Source organism: Corynebacterium sp. HMSC05D08 (assembly GCF_001807215.1).
Taxonomy (GTDB): Bacteria; Actinomycetota; Actinomycetes; order Mycobacteriales; family Mycobacteriaceae; genus Corynebacterium; species Corynebacterium striatum.
Window position 1 is genome coordinate 1 of record NZ_KV788328.1, and the last position, 16573, is coordinate 16573.

Annotated in this window: 20 protein-coding genes; 9 read left to right on the top strand and 11 right to left on the bottom strand. The window is 57.1% G+C overall.

Annotated elements, in window-relative coordinates; genetic code table 11:
* Positions 1 to 174 precede the first annotated feature (174 nt).
* The 3 genes from HMPREF3148_RS05855 to HMPREF3148_RS05865 all read right to left on the bottom strand — a co-directional run bounded on the left by HMPREF3148_RS05855 (position 175) and on the right by HMPREF3148_RS05865 (position 1549).
* Positions 175 to 873, bottom strand: coding sequence for a response regulator transcription factor (locus tag HMPREF3148_RS05855; RefSeq protein ID WP_005530146.1), 699 nt, complete (start codon positions 871 to 873; stop codon positions 175 to 177).
* 217 nt (positions 874 to 1090) lie between these two features.
* Positions 1091 to 1264 (bottom strand): 50S ribosomal protein L32, encoded by a 174-nt coding sequence (rpmF, locus tag HMPREF3148_RS05860; protein WP_005530148.1) that lies wholly within the window; start codon positions 1262 to 1264, stop codon positions 1091 to 1093.
* Positions 1265 to 1279: 15 nt separating this feature from the next.
* Positions 1280 to 1549 (bottom strand): type B 50S ribosomal protein L31, encoded by a 270-nt coding sequence (locus HMPREF3148_RS05865; protein ID WP_005530151.1) that lies wholly within the window; start codon positions 1547 to 1549, stop codon positions 1280 to 1282.
* A gap of 619 nt (positions 1550 to 2168) precedes the next feature.
* On the opposite strand from HMPREF3148_RS05865, the gene rpmB reads away from it, so the two are divergent.
* The 6 genes from rpmB to HMPREF3148_RS05895 all read left to right on the top strand — a co-directional run bounded on the left by rpmB (position 2169) and on the right by HMPREF3148_RS05895 (position 5026).
* A complete protein-coding gene (rpmB, locus tag HMPREF3148_RS05870) occupies positions 2169 to 2405 on the top strand; it encodes a 50S ribosomal protein L28 (RefSeq protein WP_005530153.1) in 237 nt (78 codons plus the stop codon).
* Between the two features lie 2 nt (positions 2406 to 2407).
* Positions 2408 to 2572 (top strand): 50S ribosomal protein L33, encoded by a 165-nt coding sequence (gene rpmG / locus HMPREF3148_RS05875; RefSeq protein WP_005530156.1) that lies wholly within the window; start codon positions 2408 to 2410, stop codon positions 2570 to 2572.
* A 3-nt stretch (positions 2573 to 2575) separates the two neighbouring features.
* Entirely contained in the window at positions 2576 to 2881 is a 306-nt protein-coding gene (gene rpsN, locus HMPREF3148_RS05880) for a 30S ribosomal protein S14 (RefSeq protein WP_005530158.1), read from the top strand.
* Positions 2882 to 2902: 21 nt separating this feature from the next.
* Positions 2903 to 3151 carry a 30S ribosomal protein S18 gene (rpsR, locus tag HMPREF3148_RS05885; protein WP_034657238.1) on the top strand — a complete coding sequence of 83 codons (249 nt, stop codon included), beginning with the start codon at positions 2903 to 2905 and terminating at the stop codon, positions 3149 to 3151.
* 280 nt (positions 3152 to 3431) lie between these two features.
* Complete coding sequence (locus HMPREF3148_RS05890) at positions 3432 to 4223, top strand: hypothetical protein (protein ID WP_046646347.1); 792 nt, start codon at positions 3432 to 3434, stop codon at positions 4221 to 4223.
* Positions 4224 to 4306: 83 nt separating this feature from the next.
* The gene (locus HMPREF3148_RS05895) at positions 4307 to 5026 is read left to right on the top strand and encodes a TetR/AcrR family transcriptional regulator (RefSeq protein ID WP_005530165.1); all 720 of its coding nucleotides are present in this window, start codon (positions 4307 to 4309) and stop codon (positions 5024 to 5026) included.
* A 35-nt stretch (positions 5027 to 5061) separates the two neighbouring features.
* Here HMPREF3148_RS05895 and HMPREF3148_RS05900 read toward each other — a convergent pair whose 3' ends face one another.
* The 3 genes from HMPREF3148_RS05900 to HMPREF3148_RS05910 all read right to left on the bottom strand — a co-directional run bounded on the left by HMPREF3148_RS05900 (position 5062) and on the right by HMPREF3148_RS05910 (position 7800).
* Positions 5062 to 5670: a hypothetical protein gene (locus tag HMPREF3148_RS05900; protein WP_049062802.1), complete on the bottom strand. Its 609-nt coding sequence runs from the start codon at positions 5668 to 5670 to the stop codon at positions 5062 to 5064.
* 72 nt (positions 5671 to 5742) lie between these two features.
* Entirely contained in the window at positions 5743 to 6414 is a 672-nt protein-coding gene (locus HMPREF3148_RS05905) for a hypothetical protein (RefSeq protein WP_049062801.1), read from the bottom strand.
* A gap of 81 nt (positions 6415 to 6495) precedes the next feature.
* The gene (locus HMPREF3148_RS05910) at positions 6496 to 7800 is read right to left on the bottom strand and encodes a serine/threonine-protein kinase (protein ID WP_070508885.1); all 1305 of its coding nucleotides are present in this window, start codon (positions 7798 to 7800) and stop codon (positions 6496 to 6498) included.
* 176 nt (positions 7801 to 7976) lie between these two features.
* Between HMPREF3148_RS05910 and HMPREF3148_RS05915 the strand changes: the two genes are divergently transcribed.
* Entirely contained in the window at positions 7977 to 8768 is a 792-nt protein-coding gene (locus HMPREF3148_RS05915; RefSeq protein WP_070508887.1) for a hypothetical protein, read from the top strand.
* Here HMPREF3148_RS05915 and HMPREF3148_RS05920 read toward each other — a convergent pair.
* On the bottom strand, positions 8765 to 9595 hold the full coding sequence (locus HMPREF3148_RS05920; protein ID WP_239662672.1) for a serine hydrolase: 831 nt from the start codon (positions 9593 to 9595) through the stop codon (positions 8765 to 8767). The two genes, HMPREF3148_RS05915 and HMPREF3148_RS05920, sit on opposite strands and share 4 nt — an antisense overlap.
* Positions 9596 to 9726: 131 nt before the next feature.
* Positions 9727 to 10518, bottom strand: coding sequence for a hypothetical protein (locus HMPREF3148_RS13175; RefSeq protein WP_053087989.1), 792 nt, complete (start codon positions 10516 to 10518; stop codon positions 9727 to 9729).
* A gap of 421 nt (positions 10519 to 10939) precedes the next feature.
* Here HMPREF3148_RS13175 and HMPREF3148_RS13505 point away from each other — a divergent pair, with 421 nt between their 5' ends.
* Positions 10940 to 11143, top strand: coding sequence for a hypothetical protein (locus HMPREF3148_RS13505; RefSeq protein ID WP_141741071.1), 204 nt, complete (start codon positions 10940 to 10942; stop codon positions 11141 to 11143).
* A 90-nt stretch (positions 11144 to 11233) separates the two neighbouring features.
* Here the strand turns inward: HMPREF3148_RS13505 and purH are convergent, their stop codons facing one another.
* The 3 genes from purH to HMPREF3148_RS05940 are packed head-to-tail and all read right to left on the bottom strand — an operon-like array spanning position 11234 to position 15182.
* The gene (gene purH, locus HMPREF3148_RS05930) at positions 11234 to 12772 is read right to left on the bottom strand and encodes a bifunctional phosphoribosylaminoimidazolecarboxamide formyltransferase/IMP cyclohydrolase (protein ID WP_070508888.1); all 1539 of its coding nucleotides are present in this window, start codon (positions 12770 to 12772) and stop codon (positions 11234 to 11236) included.
* A 27-nt stretch (positions 12773 to 12799) separates the two neighbouring features.
* Positions 12800 to 13429, bottom strand: a complete 630-nt coding sequence (gene purN, locus HMPREF3148_RS05935; RefSeq protein ID WP_005530186.1) for a phosphoribosylglycinamide formyltransferase — start codon at positions 13427 to 13429, stop codon at positions 12800 to 12802.
* Positions 13430 to 13439: 10 nt separating this feature from the next.
* Positions 13440 to 15182, bottom strand: a complete 1743-nt coding sequence (locus HMPREF3148_RS05940; RefSeq protein ID WP_070508890.1) for a cell division protein PerM — start codon at positions 15180 to 15182, stop codon at positions 13440 to 13442.
* A gap of 469 nt (positions 15183 to 15651) precedes the next feature.
* Here HMPREF3148_RS05940 and HMPREF3148_RS05945 point away from each other — a divergent pair, with 469 nt between their 5' ends.
* The gene (locus HMPREF3148_RS05945) at positions 15652 to 16422 is read left to right on the top strand and encodes a M23 family metallopeptidase (RefSeq protein ID WP_034657240.1); all 771 of its coding nucleotides are present in this window, start codon (positions 15652 to 15654) and stop codon (positions 16420 to 16422) included.
* Positions 16423 to 16573: the final 151 nt, after the last annotated feature.

A 16573-nucleotide genomic window follows, 5' to 3' on the forward strand; every position in this document is an offset into this window, starting at 1 on the left:
GACTCCGTGTCCAAAAAGCCCATGGACATAACACCACTAGGCCAGTAACGAGCGAAAGGCGCCACCGCAGTGGCGCCCGAGAAGCCCAACTTCCCCTACTCCCAGCAATCTCGGAGACTGGGGACGGTTGTTCTTGATCGGAAGCCTCCACGCCTGGCGTGGGCTTCCTCAGAATCACGTTCTGTTCTCCCTAAGCACGTAACCGACGCCGCGCACGGTATGGATTAGGCGAGACTCACCGCCCCCTTCAGTCTTCTTACGCAAGTAGCCGATGTATACCTCGAGCGCATTTCCGGAGCTAGGGAAGTCATATCCCCACACCTCTTCGAGGATGGTGTTTCGTGAAAGAACCTTGCGGGGACTTTCCATCAACAGCTGCAGAAGCGCAAATTCCGTGCGGGTCAAAGAGATCGCACGCTCGCCACGTTTAACCTCGCGGGTATCTGCATTGAGATGCAGATCCTCAAAGGAGAGCTGGGTTTTGGATGCTGTCTTTACGCCAATCGAATTAGCAGCAGCGCGGCGAACCAAAGAACGCACGCGAGCCAAAAGCTCCTCAAGCGCAAAAGGCTTTGGCAGGTAATCATCAGCACCAGCATCGAGACCTGCGACACGGTCAGAGACACCATCGCGTGCTGTCAGAACCAAAATCGAACGGTCCCAGCCTTCGCTACGCAGCGTACGGCACACCTCGAGCCCGTCCATGTTGGGCATCATTACGTCGAGGATCAAGAGCTCAGGGTTTTCACTACGAACGGTCTCGACAGCTTCAACACCATCGCTAGCAATCAGGACATCGTAGCCATTAAATCTGAGAGAACGCCGAAGCGATTCACGCACGGCTTGCTCATCATCTACGACAAGAATTTTCATAGATTTAATTATGAACTATTTTGTGGGATTTTCGAAACGTAGGCCATATGCTCCCCATACACTCCCGCAAAGCAACGCAAGGTGATACCCCGCCTGAAGCGACGAAGAAAGGTCAGAGTAAATGGGCACAATAAAAGCCCGCACGATTTAGCATTTAATCTGCTAAATTGCGCGGGCTCGAAATTCAAAGTGTTCCTTTATATAGGATTACTCCAAATTAGAACTGCTCTACGTCAACCAGGCCGAGCTTTGCAGCCTTGACGAGACGACGCGGGATGCGCACGGTCTGGCCATCGATGGTGACTTCCTGGAGGGCGACGTTGTCAGCCTTCCACTGGGAGCGGCGTGCACGGGTGTTCGCACGGGACATCTTGAACTTAGGAGTTGCCATTTTCTTCTATCCTCCTTACGCGTTCTTCTTCTTGCGACGAGCCATGGCACCGAAGCGCTGGTTGAACTTCTCAACGCGGCCTGCGGTATCCATAACGCGCTGTGCACCAGTCCAGAACGGGTGGGACTCAGCGGTCACGTCAACGACGATCAGCGGGTACTCGTTGCCATCTTCCCACTCAACAGTGCGGTCGGAAGTAGCAGTGGACTTGGTCAAGAACGAGTGGCCGGTACCGGCATCCTTGAAGACCACCGGGTGGTAATCCGGGTGGATATCCTTCTTCATATTTATTCCCTCAGGGTTGAAACTACGGGTCGGTTCTACGCTCTTTTGCCTGGCAAAGCCCTAAAACTTGCAACTTACTTACAGTAATCGGCGGCGCAGATCGTGCCCGAGTTGGGATGTGCAGATTAATAAACGGCGTCAACTCCTCCGCCCCTGCTGGGCGCAGACGTCGACAACTCGGAACATATTACACCCGACCAGCAACTTTCCCAAACCCCGGATCGTGTCCCCAAAACCGTGTCCCAAAAAGATGAAAACCGTGTCCTAAAAGAGATGTTGAAACGAGTGGAAACGATTCGGTGCTAACAACTAGTGAGTGTTACAAAGCCGATTATTCACATCAACCACACCCGTTAACAATGCTAAAGCCCAAGCTCCGAGCCGAAAGAAACCTCCGGCGCACCGCAATCCGGTAGCCACAGGGGCGATTAGGTAATTCGCGCTTTGGGCTGTAAGATTTCCCCTTGCTGTTGTCAAAGTATACGTTTTACGCCCCGTCTACTGGTGTTTGACGGTCTTGCCCTCCAAGCTCAACCTCACTTTCCGAGCGCTGCGCCTCACCGCAGATAGGCATAACCGTCAGTAGCCACGATGTGGGCGGCTAGGAGAAAGAAGACCCATGTCGGCTATTTGCCAGGTAACGGGCCGCAAGCCGGAATTCGGCAAGCAGGTCTCGCACTCGCACCGCCGTACTTCGCGCCGTTGGAACCCCAATGTGCAGCGTCGTCGCTACTACCTGCCCTCCGAGGGCCGTACCATCACCCTGAATGTCTCTACAAAGGGCATCAAGATCATTGACCGCGATGGCATCGAGTCCGTCGTCGCCAAGATTCGCGCACGTGGGGAGAAGATCTAAAGATGGCACGTAATGACATCCGTCCAATCATCAAGCTGAAGTCCACAGCGGGCACCGGTTACACCTACGTGACCCGTAAGAACAAGCGCAACAATCCGGATCGCATCTCTTTGATGAAGTTCGATCCGATCGTCCGCAAGCACGTCGAATTCCGCGAGGAGCGATAATCTATGGCTAAGAAGTCGAAGATCGCCAAGAACGAGCAGCGCAAGGAAATCGTCGCCCGCTACGCGGAGCGTCGCGCTGAGCTCAAGGCCATCATCAAGAACCCGAACACCCCGGACGAGGAGCGTCTGGATGCACAGTTCGAGCTGAACCGTCAGCCGCGCGATGCTTCCCGCTCCCGCATCCGTAACCGCGACGCAGCCGACGGCCGCCCACGTGGTTACCTCCGTAAGTTCGGCCTGTCCCGTGTCCGTATGCGCGGCATGGCTCACCGTGGTGAGCTGCCAGGCGTTCGTAAGTCCAGCTGGTAAAGGGGTAATTGCACAATGGCTATCAAGCGCAATAACCAAAAGAAGTTCCGCATGGAACAGACTCGTCGCCCGAAGAAGAACCCGCTGAAGGCTGAGGGTATCGAGACTGTCGACTATAAAGATGTTAAGACCCTGCGTCTGTTCATCTCCGACCGTGGCAAGATCCGTTCCCGTCGCGTAACCGGTCTTACCCCACAGCAGCAGCGCCAAGTCGCTACCGCTGTGAAGAACGCACGCGAAATGGCTCTCCTGCCGTTCACCGCCCGCTAAATCAGTAGCTGGGTTTCTCAACAGCGCACTTTTGCCGCTGGCAAGTGTGACACGGTAAAAGAACCTACAAAGCCGCTTGGCTTTCAACAATTCTCGTTGAAGGCTAGGCGGTTTTGTTTGTTTTCATTTGTTCGTTTTAACCGGCACGCATTGAGGCCAATGCCTTACTTAGCACCATGCAAAAGGGCAATAATTACAGATTCTGCCATCAGCCCCTTTCGAGTGAGTGATAGATTGGTTCTATCCAACAACCGATTACATTGAAAGGGCTCTTCATCGCATGCCACTGCACCAATCACTGGCTGATCTCAGCGAGTTGGCTGCGCACTGCCAATCCCCTGCCACAGCCCGCGGTCTTCTAGCTGAGGCCCAGGACCTGTTGCGCAACTCGCTCGATCACCGCGCAGACGAGCTTGAGCTGGCTGCCTGGTTCTCGCGTGTTATTACTGACATCGTCCGCTCCCCTGGCGTTTCCAGCCCAGTCCGCCTATCTGGCCCGGCTGCTCGCGGTGACGCACTGCCCTCGATGGTTGTCACTTGGCTAGGTGATGATTCTGAACTAGAGTCCATCATCAGCGATGCCGGACTCAAAGGCTCTTCTGTAGCCGAATCAACGGCTAGTCGTGCCGACGCCGGTCTTCCACTAGGCGCGGGCAGCGAGGCCGAGCTCCTCAGCGCTGCACTGGACCAACGCCCGCCGGCACTGCGCCTCGTAGATGGTTTGCCCGACAGAAATGCACCTGTGGATGTGCAGGCAGGTCTACTCGCCCCCATTGCGGCCATCGCTCGCTGGGCAGCACCCGCCCCACGCCCCACCCCAGACCGCTTAGCAATCGGCGTGGAGCGAGAGTGGCTCGAAGCCTCCGAGGCTGAGGCCTTAAGTCTTTCCTGGGGCACAGGCATTGCATTGGAGCTGCGCAGGTGGCGCGACGGCGTCGACAGCCACAGCGCTGTCTTGGAAGATCTGCCGCCCTTGGACCGCACCGCCTATGGTTCGGCATGCCGAACTGTCTCCGCGATTTTTGAGTCCATCACTCAACGGCACCCCGAATATCACCCAATCACCAAATAATTAGTTGCTTCGCATACTAGCGAGTACACTTAACTGGCTTTATGAATTAACATTCATTCCAACGAAAGGAGGCGTCCTACCATATGGCTGGAACTGTAGGTAGGCCGCGCAAGAACAGCCCGCGCCGCCGTGGAGCGACTGCCCGTGAAGAAATCCTCGATGCATCATCCGAGCTCTTCACCACGCAGGGCTTTGCTACGACCTCGACGCACCAGATCGCTGATGCGGTCGGCATCCGTCAGGCCTCGTTGTATTATCATTTCCCATCCAAGACGGAAATCTTCTTGACCCTCCTGAACTCGACCATCGAACCTTCTTTGGAACTCGCTGAAGAACTCGCGGCTTCCGATGCATCCGCAGAACAACGCCTGTGGTCTCTGGTCGCTGCCGAGTCGCGACTGCTGTTGACCAGCGCTTGGAACGTCGGCCGCCTCTACCAGCTGCCGGTGGCAAATTCTCCGGAGTTCTCGGAGTATCACGAGCAACGTGACGCCCTCCAAGGCCACTTCCGCGCTATCGCCGCCTCCATCGTTGGCAAGGATGACCCCCGCATCGAGCTCCCCTTCCACATCGCACTCTCTGTGATCGAGATGCGCCCAAATAATGGCACGCCTCCTTTCGACGCATCGCAGCGGGTTCCAGAAACTGCCGCCATGCTTGCCGACGCCGCGCTAGCCGTTCTCGGTGCAAAGGTTCCGGACAACGCAGAAGAGACCACTCTTGAGCTGCTCAAGAACCGCCACGACTCCATCTCCTCTGCCGCTGCTGCTGCCGCGGATCGTAAGAAGAAGTCCAGCAATTAATTAGTGTGTGCAGCGTGGTGCTGCCAAGCAAGCACCTATCGCTGCCAGTAGTCGTTCCAGGTGACGCTTTCTACGGCCACGTTGTCTTGGTAGACGCGCAGACCGTCAGCATTGACCACGATGGAAGAAGGATAGGCATCAACCTGGTAGGTGCCTTCGTGACCTTCGGCGGGCAGCTCCAAGGTGCCACCGAACATATCGGAACGGTAGGTAGCGCCGCCCGAGTTGCCGCAGACAACGACCTTGCCGTCATCACTGGTGCCGGCAAGGATGAGGTCCTCGCCCGCGGTGCATGAGGCATAGCTTCCGGACCAGCCACGGTCAGTTAAAATGCCGCCACTAACCGTGGACTTATCGCGCCCGTGGTCGTAATGCTCTTCCGGGTTAGGCGCTGTTTCCGTCACGGTTACTACGGACGGGCTTGGGCTTTCTTTGGTGCTAGACGCTGCGGAAGTCGTCTCTGCCGTAGCGGCAGTTGATTCCACCGGCTTAAATTCCTGCTGCGCAGTCTGCTCAGTTTTCTCGCCGCCACGCCCGAGCAAGAAGAATGCAGCGGCGGCCACGATTGCGACGAGAATGACGATTCCGACGACGATAGGCACCACGCCAGACTTATCTTTTTGCTGCGGATACGGATAAGTCATAGTGTGCGCTTTCTTTTTCAGTGTCGATACGAGAAATACTCTAGATGCTAGGTGCGCTAGTCTTCCTAGCACTTAACGATAGCGCTGAACCGCATAGTGAGCCAAGCAGTTCTTATAGGGCTTATATACCGCTTCCCCATCTTCTTTCAGGTTCTCAATCAGACGGTCGATCTTCTGATTGGTCTTCTTCTCAGTCCAGCCAAGCGCCTGCGCTAGCTCGCGGATTGTGGGGATATTGGCATCCGTGGCGCCCGGCGCGCGAAGGCAACTTGCCAGTTGACGCAGCAACAGCTCCTGCTCGTCATTCGGTACGTGGCGGGTACGCGTCTGGCCCCTGCTTTCATCCAGTGGACGCGGGGTGCGACGAACCATGTCATTGTTTTGAACGTCGATGTGAATCTCATACACGCAATCTGGCGTGGTGAATGTTACGGCGGTCGGCCCTGGCGGAATGGGCGACAAGCCGCGCGGACCGACCTCGATGCGCGAATGCGAGCGAACATTGCGCTGGCTTATATAAAGAGGAATATGGCGGCCCACGTTGGCGAGCATCCAGCCTTGACCGGAGTACCACAGCTGGAATAGCTGGCGGTGCAGGTCCAAATCCTCAGCGCCTACTACAAAGTCACCAGCACGGCCTACTATGAGCTCGTCTCCCGGGCCCATCCGGTGTATCTGCCCGACCAAATCATTGATCTGAAGCCATGGTCCAGAGTTTGCCGGCGAGCTGGCATTGGGCTGCATAGATGAGACGCTTTCGAAGTTGAGGATAGATGGATAGGGGGATTTTTCAAAAGTCCATACTAATATCTACAAGCGCGAAAGTTAACTGGTTACTAGCGCAATCGTAGTGACGGCAATAGCAAGGATGATGAGAATCGTCGCTGTAATCATCAACGCATTGTTGTTGTCCTTCTGCGGCCGCGCGAGCTGCGCCGGCCGAGCAGGCTGTGCCGGCCGAGCAGATTGAACCTGCTGAGGCAGTTGCGCAGACTGAACGGGGCGCGCTGAGGGCATAGACGCGCCCGGATTGATTCCTGATCTAAACGGCGCATTACTAGAACCGCCATAAGAAGGCACCGAACCCATCGCGGGGTTGCTCCAATTCTGCGCACCTCCGGCGAGGTTATGCGCGCTGCCCATTCCAAAGCCCATGGCGGGAAGCTGGCCGCTTGCCGGATAGTTGGTTGCTTGGCTTTCTGGAACTGCGGATCGCGCATTAAGTTCGGCTCCACCTTTTCCACAGGCCTCCAATGCGTCAATGAACTGGCAGGCTTCTGGGAAACGCTTATACGGAGTGTTATCCAGTGCCCGTTCCATCACTGCATCAATCTGCTGAGTGACCATTGCCGCCTGTGGATCAAGCCGTGCCATGATAGCCGGGGTGCCCATCGCCGGGACTGTGCGTTTTGCACGCCAGGCAGAATCCGGCACCATCTCTTTAAGGTGATACATGGTCAGCATCTCAAACGCGATGAGTGCTAGCGCATAGTTATCACCTGAAAAGGATGTTTCTTGCCCGCTGTAGTCACGGGAGTTACTTTCCGGCGAGGAGTAGTTTTCGGTTCCGATGACGTTACCGATAGCAGTCAGGCGCGACTGCCCCTCCGAGATCGCGATACCGAAGTCGCTCAGAACGCTATAACCGCTATCGGTGGGCCGGCGGCGTAGCAAGATATTGGCCGGTTTTACATCCCTGTGAATCCACCCATCCGGGCGCATCGAATGCATCTGGTCCAGTGCTTTGGCCACGGGGCGCAAGTACTTGACGACGTCGCTGATGCTAAATCCCGGCTCGTTATTATGGCGACGTTCACGGATGAGCTCTTCCAACGTGCCGCCTTCGAAAAGCTCCATCTCGAAGCCAAGATTGCCCTCGTTATCGGCCAGCTTCTTATTTATGTGCGTGACATAGGAGCTATGGATGGCCGCCAGCGCCTTCATTTCATTGTAGAAGCGCTTGAGCCCTTCTTCGTTGTGTAGCTCCGGCAACACCGTCTTGATTGCAACGTTGCGCCCTAGATCAATATCGGTGGCTGCGAAGACGGTTCCCATGCCGCCGCCCCCGATGCGCCGGACGTTTACGTATCCTTGACGCTCCAGCCAACTCACTACACGGGAATCATTCACGCGTATATTTCATCACACCCGATGCAAATGCAGATCTTCAGAATCACCCTATCTACCCCGCTTATGGGGTAGCATATCCGCTCGTAGAAGACAGACGCTAGTGCTCACTGCTCAAGCATCGAATAGTTTCTGCCTGCAGTTATTTCCTATCGCCGATTACTTTGCCGAAGGATGCAATGACCAACCCTAACCAAGGCCCAAATCACTACCCTTCGCTGCCCCCGAATATGTACTCGGGCGCGCAGTCGCAATCCCGATTTGGCGAGCAGAATCCCTTTACCAACCCAAATGTCCGCTACCAGTCGACGCAGCCGAGGGGTTTTACAGCGCCCGCCGCGCAGCCCTCGCGAAACTGGGTTCCGATCCTATGCATCTTGGCAGTCATCCTGGCCATGCTGATTGGCGGCGGCGTGGTCTGGGTGGATAAGAAGAGCGACGAGGCTCAGCAGCCACCTGTCGCTCCAGCACCGCCGTCGACGGAGGTTGCGGAAGAACCCGTCACGAACTCGGAAGAAACCGAGTCTGGCCCAACGCCTACCCAGGTTTCTTCTTCCCCGGCGCAGAATAATTCGCCGCGCTATCAGCACAGGCAGCAGCCGCGCCAGAAAACCCACACCGCTACGCAGCGCGAGGATTATCCGGCAGGGCTTAGTGCCAATGGCTGGGACGGAATCCCCGGCGCGCAGTGCAACGGCGGCGAGGCCGTGTACGCAGCCAAGAAGTCCGCACCATCAGCACACATCGTCATCTGTGACGAAGGCTCCAGCTTGGTCTACCGCGGCAGTTGGTCCAGCGGCCCAGCCGTTGGCACTGCCTCGGGAAGCGGCACCTCCTACACCGCTACATTCAACAACGTCAGCCAGCTGCTGATTAATGGCAGCGAGTTCACAATCGTCCCAGACAGCACCTCTTCTGACTACAGCCAGCGAGACACCGGCCAGTTCAGCACCGTCTGGAGCGCCAACTAGCAAGCCGCTTTAGGCCACTTAACCTTTGCACCTGCGAATTCGGTGGCCAATGCACTGAGCATTTGTTGCGCCGAGCCATAGGCGCCGCTTGGCGACGTCGCGTAAATAGCAACTGCAATCTTCTCGCCACTGAGCTCTACCGTGCCCATCTGCCGTGCTTCATAGGCGCCCGAAGTATCTGGGCCCCAACCGCCCTTAAAAGATGAATTATCGAGACTGCCTAAGCCATAGCTTTGGGCAGGATCAGAGGAAGCCATAGCAGTGAGCACCCCGCTGCCCTGTGCGATACAACCCAACTGCCCCATAAAGCGCGCTTGATCAGCAACTGTCCATTGGGTCTGTCCGAAAGCGGAGAACCCCGGACGCGTAATCGTGGGCTGTACCTGTACGTCTAGCCCCGTTTCAGCCAGAACCGCGCTCGCAGCACTAGCTGCGGACTGTCCTCCACCAAGGGATTGCCAGAGATTTTCTGCGGCTGCATTATCGGAATAGGTAATGGCCTGAGAAATCATCGAAGGATCTGCCGAACCAGCGCGCTCTGCGGCAATGGCCACCGGCACCTTCGAGGTAGACCATGCGGCTCGCGGTTCAGAAATACCAGCGCTATAGACCTTGTCTTGACCAGCAACGGCGATTCCTGCGGTACCGCCGTACTTGCTTTCCACGTCTTGGACGATCTTCTGCAGTGCTTCCTGGACGTTCTCCCCCGCTGGAGCAGGAACTGGGTCCTTGTCAGACTGTCCATCATCGCCTTTAGCATCTGCATCGGGCACCATCGTCTGCCCGCTCAAAGTGGGGCGTGGGTCCACATCCGTGCTGGTAGTCATGCTCACTTCCGTTCTTTCCTCCACATCACCGATAGTGCAAGCGCTTGCAGTCAAAGCCACGCATAGAAGGCCTAGGCCGCACAGGTTCTTTTTCTTCATCTAGTTGGGTCCTGTCTCTCTGCCGAAGCTGATTAAACGATGTACACAATGGCGTTGTTGCCGCCCGTGCAGGTGACATATTCGCCGTTGTCACGGCAATCCATCGTGTAGGTGATGCCAGTAACCGGGCTATACGCGGTGATGACCGCGTTATATTCCTTGGTAGATAGGTAATGCTCTACGTATGCATCGCGGACGGCGCGCGCGAACTCAGGAGAGGTCATCGTGGAATCACGGTAGACGTTGTTCAGGTCTCCGCCCGCAGCTCCAGACATAGCTGCCTCGTTTGCGGCCACCGCACCGGCCGGAAGCGAGGGATACGCTGGGCGTTTCGGAACCTTGGCCGCTTCTTCGGTTGGTGGCGCCTCGGTGGTTGTTGCTGCAGAGGTTGTCAGCATCGGGCTGGTGTTCTTCTCATCGCTGCCGCTCTTAAGAAGGAAAAATGCCAAAGCAGCGCAGAGCGCGATGACGGCAAGCACAATGAGAGCAATGATTGCCCACCTCGTACCGCTCGACTGCTTTTCTTGGTACACCGGCGCCGCCTGGCTGTAATCCGCAGGACCATACTCAAGACCATACTGCTGACCGTATCCGCCTTGCGCATAGTACGGCGCGGAGTCACCAACAAATGGTGAACCCATGTTGGACTGCCCGTACTGGCCGTTGTCCTGCGGCGGGTACCCCTGCTCTGAGTAGCCTTGCGGGAATTGCTGTTGTGGTTGATCCGCCGCGTTCTGCCCGTCTGACTGTATTGCCCAAGGGTTGGTATTGGGTGCTTCGTTTGCGCCTTGGTGGGGGCCAAAGCCATTGTTTTCGCCAGACAAAACGGTCTCCTCTATGCAGGGATACGGTAATTACTTAGATTTCTGATTATGACACACGCGTGCCCTTCGACCAGCTAATTTTTGTGCCGAACTCCCCCGAAGTAGGCGGATCTGGGGAAATTTCCTTGGCAGTAGGTGAAGTAGCCAAATCTTCGGTTACATTGTCACTATTGCTATCACTTCTTATGTGATTCGCCACCGTCTTTGTTGAGGAAAGGCCGTTTTAGAATTCCCTATGACGAACTATCCAGGTTTCGGCTCGCAGCCTAATAACTCGCGTCCTAATTCATCGCCCCAGTTTGGCTACCCACAGTTTTCTGCGCCACAATCATCGCCACAATTTGGTTGCGGATCTTTTGTCCCCGGTACAAACCCCACGCACCCACCATCGGCTACGCAACCTAATAACTTCGGCGCGCAAATGCCAGCGCACAACGGCAAAGGATTGATTAGCGGCGCAATCATAGGTCTGATTGCCTCCTTCCTCTTCCTCTCCATTGTCTTAGGCGCCGCGGCATATTTTCTGCTGTCAAAAGACGCTCCAGACGCCCCAGCAGACACGGTGTCGACGCCAACCTCAACTGCGTCAACGACCATGAGCGACGTTCCATCCGAAAACGTCTAAAGGGGCCCAGCAACCATAAACTGCCAGGCCCCTCAGCTAATTAGCGCTGCGCCTAATTAGCGGCGCAACCTACTAATTCGCGATAGCGAATTAGTGGAAGAAGTGACGGGTACCGGTGAGGTACATCGTTACACCAGCCTTCTTAGCGGCCTCGATGACTTCTTCGTCACGGATGGAACCGCCTGGCTGCACAACAGCCTTGACACCAGCGTTGAGGAGAACCTCCAGGCCATCTGCGAACGGGAAGAATGCGTCGGAGGCGGCAAACGAGCCGCGTGCGCGCTCGGCGCCATCCTCGGCTAGGGCGTTAGCGCGCTCGACGGCGAGCTTGGCGGAGTCAACGCGGTTGACCTGGCCCATGCCCACGCCCACGGAGGCGTTGTTCTTGGACAGCAGGATGGCGTTGGACTTCACAGAGCGGACGGAGCGCCATGCGAACTCAAGCTCAGCGAGGTCAGCGTCGTTGAGCGGCTCGCCGCAGGCCAGCGTCCAGTTCTCCGGATTATCGCCCTCGGCCTGGTAAGTATCCGGCTCCTGGCACAGAACGCCGCCGGAGATGTGCTTGATTTCCTCTGCCGGAGCCTCGTGCTCGGCAACGAGGATACGGAGGTTCTTCTTCTCCTTGAGGATATCCACGGCACCATCCTCGTAGGACGGAGCGACGATGACCTCGGTGAAGATGTCCCTGACCTGCTTGGCCATCTCGACGGAGACCTCGCGGTTGACGGCGATGACGCCACCGAATGCGGAGAGCGGGTCGCACGCATGCGCAGCGCGGTGTGCCGCAGCGATGGACTCATCAGACACGGCGATACCGCACGGGTTGGCGTGCTTGATGATGGCAACACACGGACGCTCATGATCCCAGGCGGCGCGCCACGCGGCGTCAGCATCCTGGTAATTGTTGTAGGACATCTCCTTGCCGTTCAGTTGCTGCGCGTTAGCCAGGCCCTTACCGGAGCCATCGCGGGTAACGGTGGCCTTTTGGTGGGAGTTCTCGCCGTAGCGCAGCGTCGTGGTGGCGCCGCCCTCGGTGAGCTGGTCCACGAACCATGCGGAGACGGCCGCGTCGTAGTCAGCGGTATGCAGGAAGGCGTCGCGAGCAAGAGCGCGGCGCTCCTCGAGGGAGAAGCCACCGTTCTTGGCAGCTTCAGCGACGTCGCCGTAACGAGCCGGGTCCACAACGATGGCCACGGATGGGTGGTTCTTCGCAGCAGCGCGGACCATGGATGGGCCTCCGATGTCGATCTGCTCAACGCAACCATCGAAGTCAGCGCCGGAGGCAACGGTCTCACGGAATGGGTACAGGTTTACAACAACCAACTGGAAAGCCTCGACGCCCAGCTCCTCGAGCTGCGCGAGGTGATCCGACTTGCGGGTATCAGCCAGGATTCCAGCGTGGACCTTCGGGTGCAGCGTCTTCACGCGGCCTTCGAGGCACTCTGGGAAGCCGGTGAGCTTCTCCACTGGGGTGACGTTGATGCCAAGGTCTGCGATCTTGGCAGCGGTGGAACCGGTGGAAACAATCTCAACGCCAGCTGCGTCGAGGGAACGAGCAAGGTCCTCGAGTCCGGTCTTGTCGTAGACGCTGATCAGGGCGCGCTTGATTTGCTTACGGTCATCGCTCATAGTGCGGAGAAAGCCTTCCTAAAAGTTTTAGAGCTGAATCGAAATGGTTTTGTCGGATTCCTGGGAAACCTGGGCGGAACGCAGGACCTTAACAATGAGTTGGCGTTCGACCACCTTGATGCGTTCGTGCAGGCTGGCCTCATCATCGTCAGCGCGGACCGCTACGGGTTCCTGCGCGATGATGCGACCGGTGTCTACGCCGGCATCGACAAAGTGGACGGTGGAACCTGTGACCTTCACTCCGTATGCCAATGCGTCGCGGACGCCGTGGGCGCCCTTGAAGGATGGCAACAGTGCTGGGTGGGTGTTGATGGTGCGACCCTCAAAGCGGGACAGGAAGTCTGCGCCCAGGATCTTCATGAAACCAGCTGAAACAACAATGTCTGGTTGCGCAGCATCCACTGCGGCAACCAGACGCTTATTCCATTCGGCGCGGTCTTGGCCCATCTCCACTACTTCTGCGGCAATGCCTGCGGCTTGGGCGCGCTCGATTCCCTGGCAAAGCACGTCAGCGACGACCTTGACCACACGATAGTTCTCATCCTGTGCATCGATGATGGCTTGCAGGAGTGAGCCGGTTCCGGAAACCAGAACCACGATTTCATTCGGACGGGAGTTACGGGCGTTTTCACCTTGTGGCTGATGCTGTGAAGTCACGGCACTTAGCCTAGTCCTTTGACCCCTTTTGCGGGAATTCTTCGACGATTTCTCCCTCCACTACTTCAAGATCTTCCTCTACGGCTTCGGCGCCTTCCTTGCTTACGCCCACGTCGCCCTGGGCTTGGTTCGGCTGCTCGTCTGCCGGCTCCTCCGCAGCCTCTTCCACAGGTTCCCCCGCAGCCTCTTCAGTCTCCGAGGAGGGAGCTCCCGCTTCGCCAACCGTGCTTTCCTCTATATCTTCTGTTTCTTCAGCATCGTCAGCACCTTCGGCTTTCCCTGCATCACCGGTATCACTGGCATCAGATTCCTCTATCTCTGCGTCCACTACGTCCGCATTCACGACGTCGTCGGGCGCTGCACTGGCCGCAGCTTCAGCCCCAGCGTCAGCCCCAGCGTCGACCCCAGTGGTGTCACCATCAGTCAGGGCCGCTTCCCCTGCAACCTCTTCTGCTTCATCAGCAGCTGCGGCTGCAGAAGCAGAAGCGCTGCGGGAAGCATGCCATGCGCCGATCGCAAAGGCACAAGCAAAGGCGAACGCAATGGCCGCGAACCACAGTGCCACCAGCCCGGTAGTGGACCAGATGTTCAGACCGGTCGCACCATATGTACCGAGGGTGCCAGTCACAAAGTAGCTTGCAATCAGAGTAAAGAAAGCAACGAACACAGTCGCTGCAGCCGCGAAAGCAAAGCTCACATGACGGCGTGCCCGCCAGACCACCACAATGGCCGCGCAGATGGGCAGCGTCAACAAACCGATTGCCCACGAGGACACAGCCCCCGGAACCACGCCGACGATAGGCAGCGGTGGCAAAGGCACCATGTGAATACTAAACAAGCTCACGCTGCTCTCAGGGCCAAACTGGAATTCGGAGCCAGCAAGGACGCCACTAGTCCCCACGATCGCATTGGGCAAGTAAAGCAGGCTCAGGCAATACAGAAGGAACGTTCCCACACCGTCGATTGCCGGGTAAGAATCCATCAACTGCCCTTGGCGGGACCAACCCAGGATCCCCACGATGACAAAAACTAACGCGGCGACCGCACTTAGCGCGCCAAGGTAACGCAGGGCGGTAACCGCGGCGTCGACAAGCATGCGCGGAAAACCGAATCGCTTCGCCAGCGCCTTCCACAAGCGTGGGCCCATGCCGCCCGCCAAGGCCACAAGGTGTAGCAGCAACATGCGTGGCAGAACGGCGAAGAAGTTCGGCGGGGAAACGTCATAAACCTTGCCCGCGTCCCACAGCATCAGCCACGCGATGATCGTCAGAACCAATGGGACCGCCACCACGCACGCCAGCAGCACAAGGAGATCGTTGATGCTCACCTTATGCTTGATGGCCTGGCGCACCCTATGCCCCACCACAAAAGCGAGAAGCCCCGCGGGCAGCAAAGGCATGACAGAGAGCTCAATGCCCCCTGCCGATACAGGCGCGAGATTAAAGACCATCAACGATTCCGCGACGATGGTGGGCAGCCACGCCAGCGGCGAGCTGGTCAACAACAACGCAGCCAGTGTTACCGAAAGCACGATGAGGACAACGACGACATTGGGGATAGCCACGGTCCAGAGCATGCGGCGAATGCGCCCGGCCATCGTGGTCGGTGCAGTGGCGCGGCGTGCTCGTGCCTGCGAGCCGACCTTGCTGGCAACGCGCGCAGCGGATTTAGAACTAGCGGTTCCACCCCGCTCGCGCACTTGCGCGCGCGAGCGGGAGGCCGACCGCGTTTGAGGGCTGGTGTTTTTGTTCATCGGCTCCACTTTGCCACGGCACCAGGCGGTTATAAGGTTGGCACGACGACAAGGTACGCAAATCCTTTAACCCTCTACAAGAAGGCAGCGCTTTCGCCTGGTTTTAAGACGCCAAAACTCTCATGAAAATCATGAGATGCGCAATAGGCCTATATATAAGGAAAGGAAAGAAGAGACACACAGTGCGACTCTTCCAAGTGACGATTTATTTCCACCCCCGACAAATAGCAGCTGATGGAGCCAAATGTGATCCAAAATTTTTCTGCTATTTCCTGCGAATTTCACCGACTTTCCCGAAAAATCCAAAGAACGGGTTGCTGTTACTTTTTCGAGACGCTACTCTTACATCTCGTTGGTAACAGGAAGGTCACAATCGCATAACCAACCTCCCAAAGCTGTAACGCGAAACTTTGACTGATTTTATTGCGGGTGCGATTGGGTGATTGTGAAGATAATGGAAGAAGAATTCATGCGAAGCAAGACTCAGCGGAGCGCAGGCCGTCACCGCAAGATCACCACCTCGCAGACGGCGAAGGGTCGCCTAGCCCTGGTGACCATCGCTGCAGGAGCAGTGTCCACCGCAGGCGTTGGTGGCGCAGCAGCTGCAAACCTTCAGGCAGAAGATGCTGGCACCAAGGCACAGACTGTTGACTACAACTTGGCTAACGAGTCTGACGCCCTCGAGAACGTTCAGAACGGTGCCAAAGCGGCAGCTGATGCCGTGGCAGCCGCTACCCCACAGATCCTCGCTGTAGCTGAGGCTAAACCGGTCACTGACCTCACCGAGCAGCTCAACAAGGCAATTCAGGCTTCCGAGGCTCGCACCGCCGCTGACGAGGCTTCTCGCGCTCCGTCCGTAGCCCGCCCAGCAGAAGGCGCTTTCACCTCCGGCTTCGGCCCACGTTGGGGCTCTTTCCACTCTGGCATCGACATCGCTAACGCTGTCGGTACCCCAATCCTCGCCGCTATGGACGGCACCGTCATCGATTCCGGCCCAGCTTCCGGCTACGGCCAGTGGATCCGCATTCAGCACGACGATGGCTCCATGACCGTTTACGGCCACATGCAGACCCTCGACGTTGCTGTTGGTGAGCGCGTCCACGCTGGCCAGAAGATCGCCGGCATGGGCTCCCTCGGTTTCTCCACCGGTTCCCACCTGCACTTCGAAATCCACCCTGCAGGCCAGGGCGCAGTTGACCCAATCTCTTGGTTCGCTGAGCGCGGCATCGTTATCTCCTAAGACCGCTCAAGCCCCCAAAGTTTCTTCTTTTCCCACCCCTTCCCTTAATCTCGCAATGGCAATGAGGCACTTAGCTTCATTGCCATTTTTAAGCTTTCAGCCGCTTTCTTTGCCTTTTCTCTGCCATGAAATAGATCTCTTTTAGAGAATG

What these genes read in the sequence shown, in the direction of transcription:
- HMPREF3148_RS05855 (WP_005530146.1), bottom strand. Translation starts at nt 873, where the DNA reads ATGAAAATTCTTGTCGTAGATGATGAGCAAGCCGTGCGTGAATCGCTT.
- rpmF (WP_005530148.1), bottom strand. Translation starts at nt 1,264, where the DNA reads ATGGCAACTCCTAAGTTCAAGATGTCCCGTGCGAACACCCGTGCACGC.
- HMPREF3148_RS05865 (WP_005530151.1), bottom strand. Translation starts at nt 1,549, where the DNA reads ATGAAGAAGGATATCCACCCGGATTACCACCCGGTGGTCTTCAAGGAT.
- rpmB (WP_005530153.1), top strand. Translation starts at nt 2,169, where the DNA reads ATGTCGGCTATTTGCCAGGTAACGGGCCGCAAGCCGGAATTCGGCAAG.
- rpmG (WP_005530156.1), top strand. Translation starts at nt 2,408, where the DNA reads ATGGCACGTAATGACATCCGTCCAATCATCAAGCTGAAGTCCACAGCG.
- rpsN (WP_005530158.1), top strand. Translation starts at nt 2,576, where the DNA reads ATGGCTAAGAAGTCGAAGATCGCCAAGAACGAGCAGCGCAAGGAAATC.
- HMPREF3148_RS05890 (WP_046646347.1), top strand. Translation starts at nt 3,432, where the DNA reads ATGCCACTGCACCAATCACTGGCTGATCTCAGCGAGTTGGCTGCGCAC.
- HMPREF3148_RS05895 (WP_005530165.1), top strand. Translation starts at nt 4,307, where the DNA reads ATGGCTGGAACTGTAGGTAGGCCGCGCAAGAACAGCCCGCGCCGCCGT.
- HMPREF3148_RS05900 (WP_049062802.1), bottom strand. Translation starts at nt 5,670, where the DNA reads ATGACTTATCCGTATCCGCAGCAAAAAGATAAGTCTGGCGTGGTGCCT.
- HMPREF3148_RS05905 (WP_049062801.1), bottom strand. Translation starts at nt 6,414, where the DNA reads ATGCAGCCCAATGCCAGCTCGCCGGCAAACTCTGGACCATGGCTTCAG.
- HMPREF3148_RS05915 (WP_070508887.1), top strand. Translation starts at nt 7,977, where the DNA reads ATGACCAACCCTAACCAAGGCCCAAATCACTACCCTTCGCTGCCCCCG.
- HMPREF3148_RS05920 (WP_239662672.1), bottom strand. Translation starts at nt 9,595, where the DNA reads ATGACTACCAGCACGGATGTGGACCCACGCCCCACTTTGAGCGGGCAG.
- HMPREF3148_RS13505 (WP_141741071.1), top strand. Translation starts at nt 10,940, where the DNA reads ATGCCAGCGCACAACGGCAAAGGATTGATTAGCGGCGCAATCATAGGT.
- purH (WP_070508888.1), bottom strand. Translation starts at nt 12,772, where the DNA reads ATGAGCGATGACCGTAAGCAAATCAAGCGCGCCCTGATCAGCGTCTAC.
- HMPREF3148_RS05940 (WP_070508890.1), bottom strand. Translation starts at nt 15,182, where the DNA reads ATGAACAAAAACACCAGCCCTCAAACGCGGTCGGCCTCCCGCTCGCGC.
- HMPREF3148_RS05945 (WP_034657240.1), top strand. Translation starts at nt 15,652, where the DNA reads ATGCGAAGCAAGACTCAGCGGAGCGCAGGCCGTCACCGCAAGATCACC.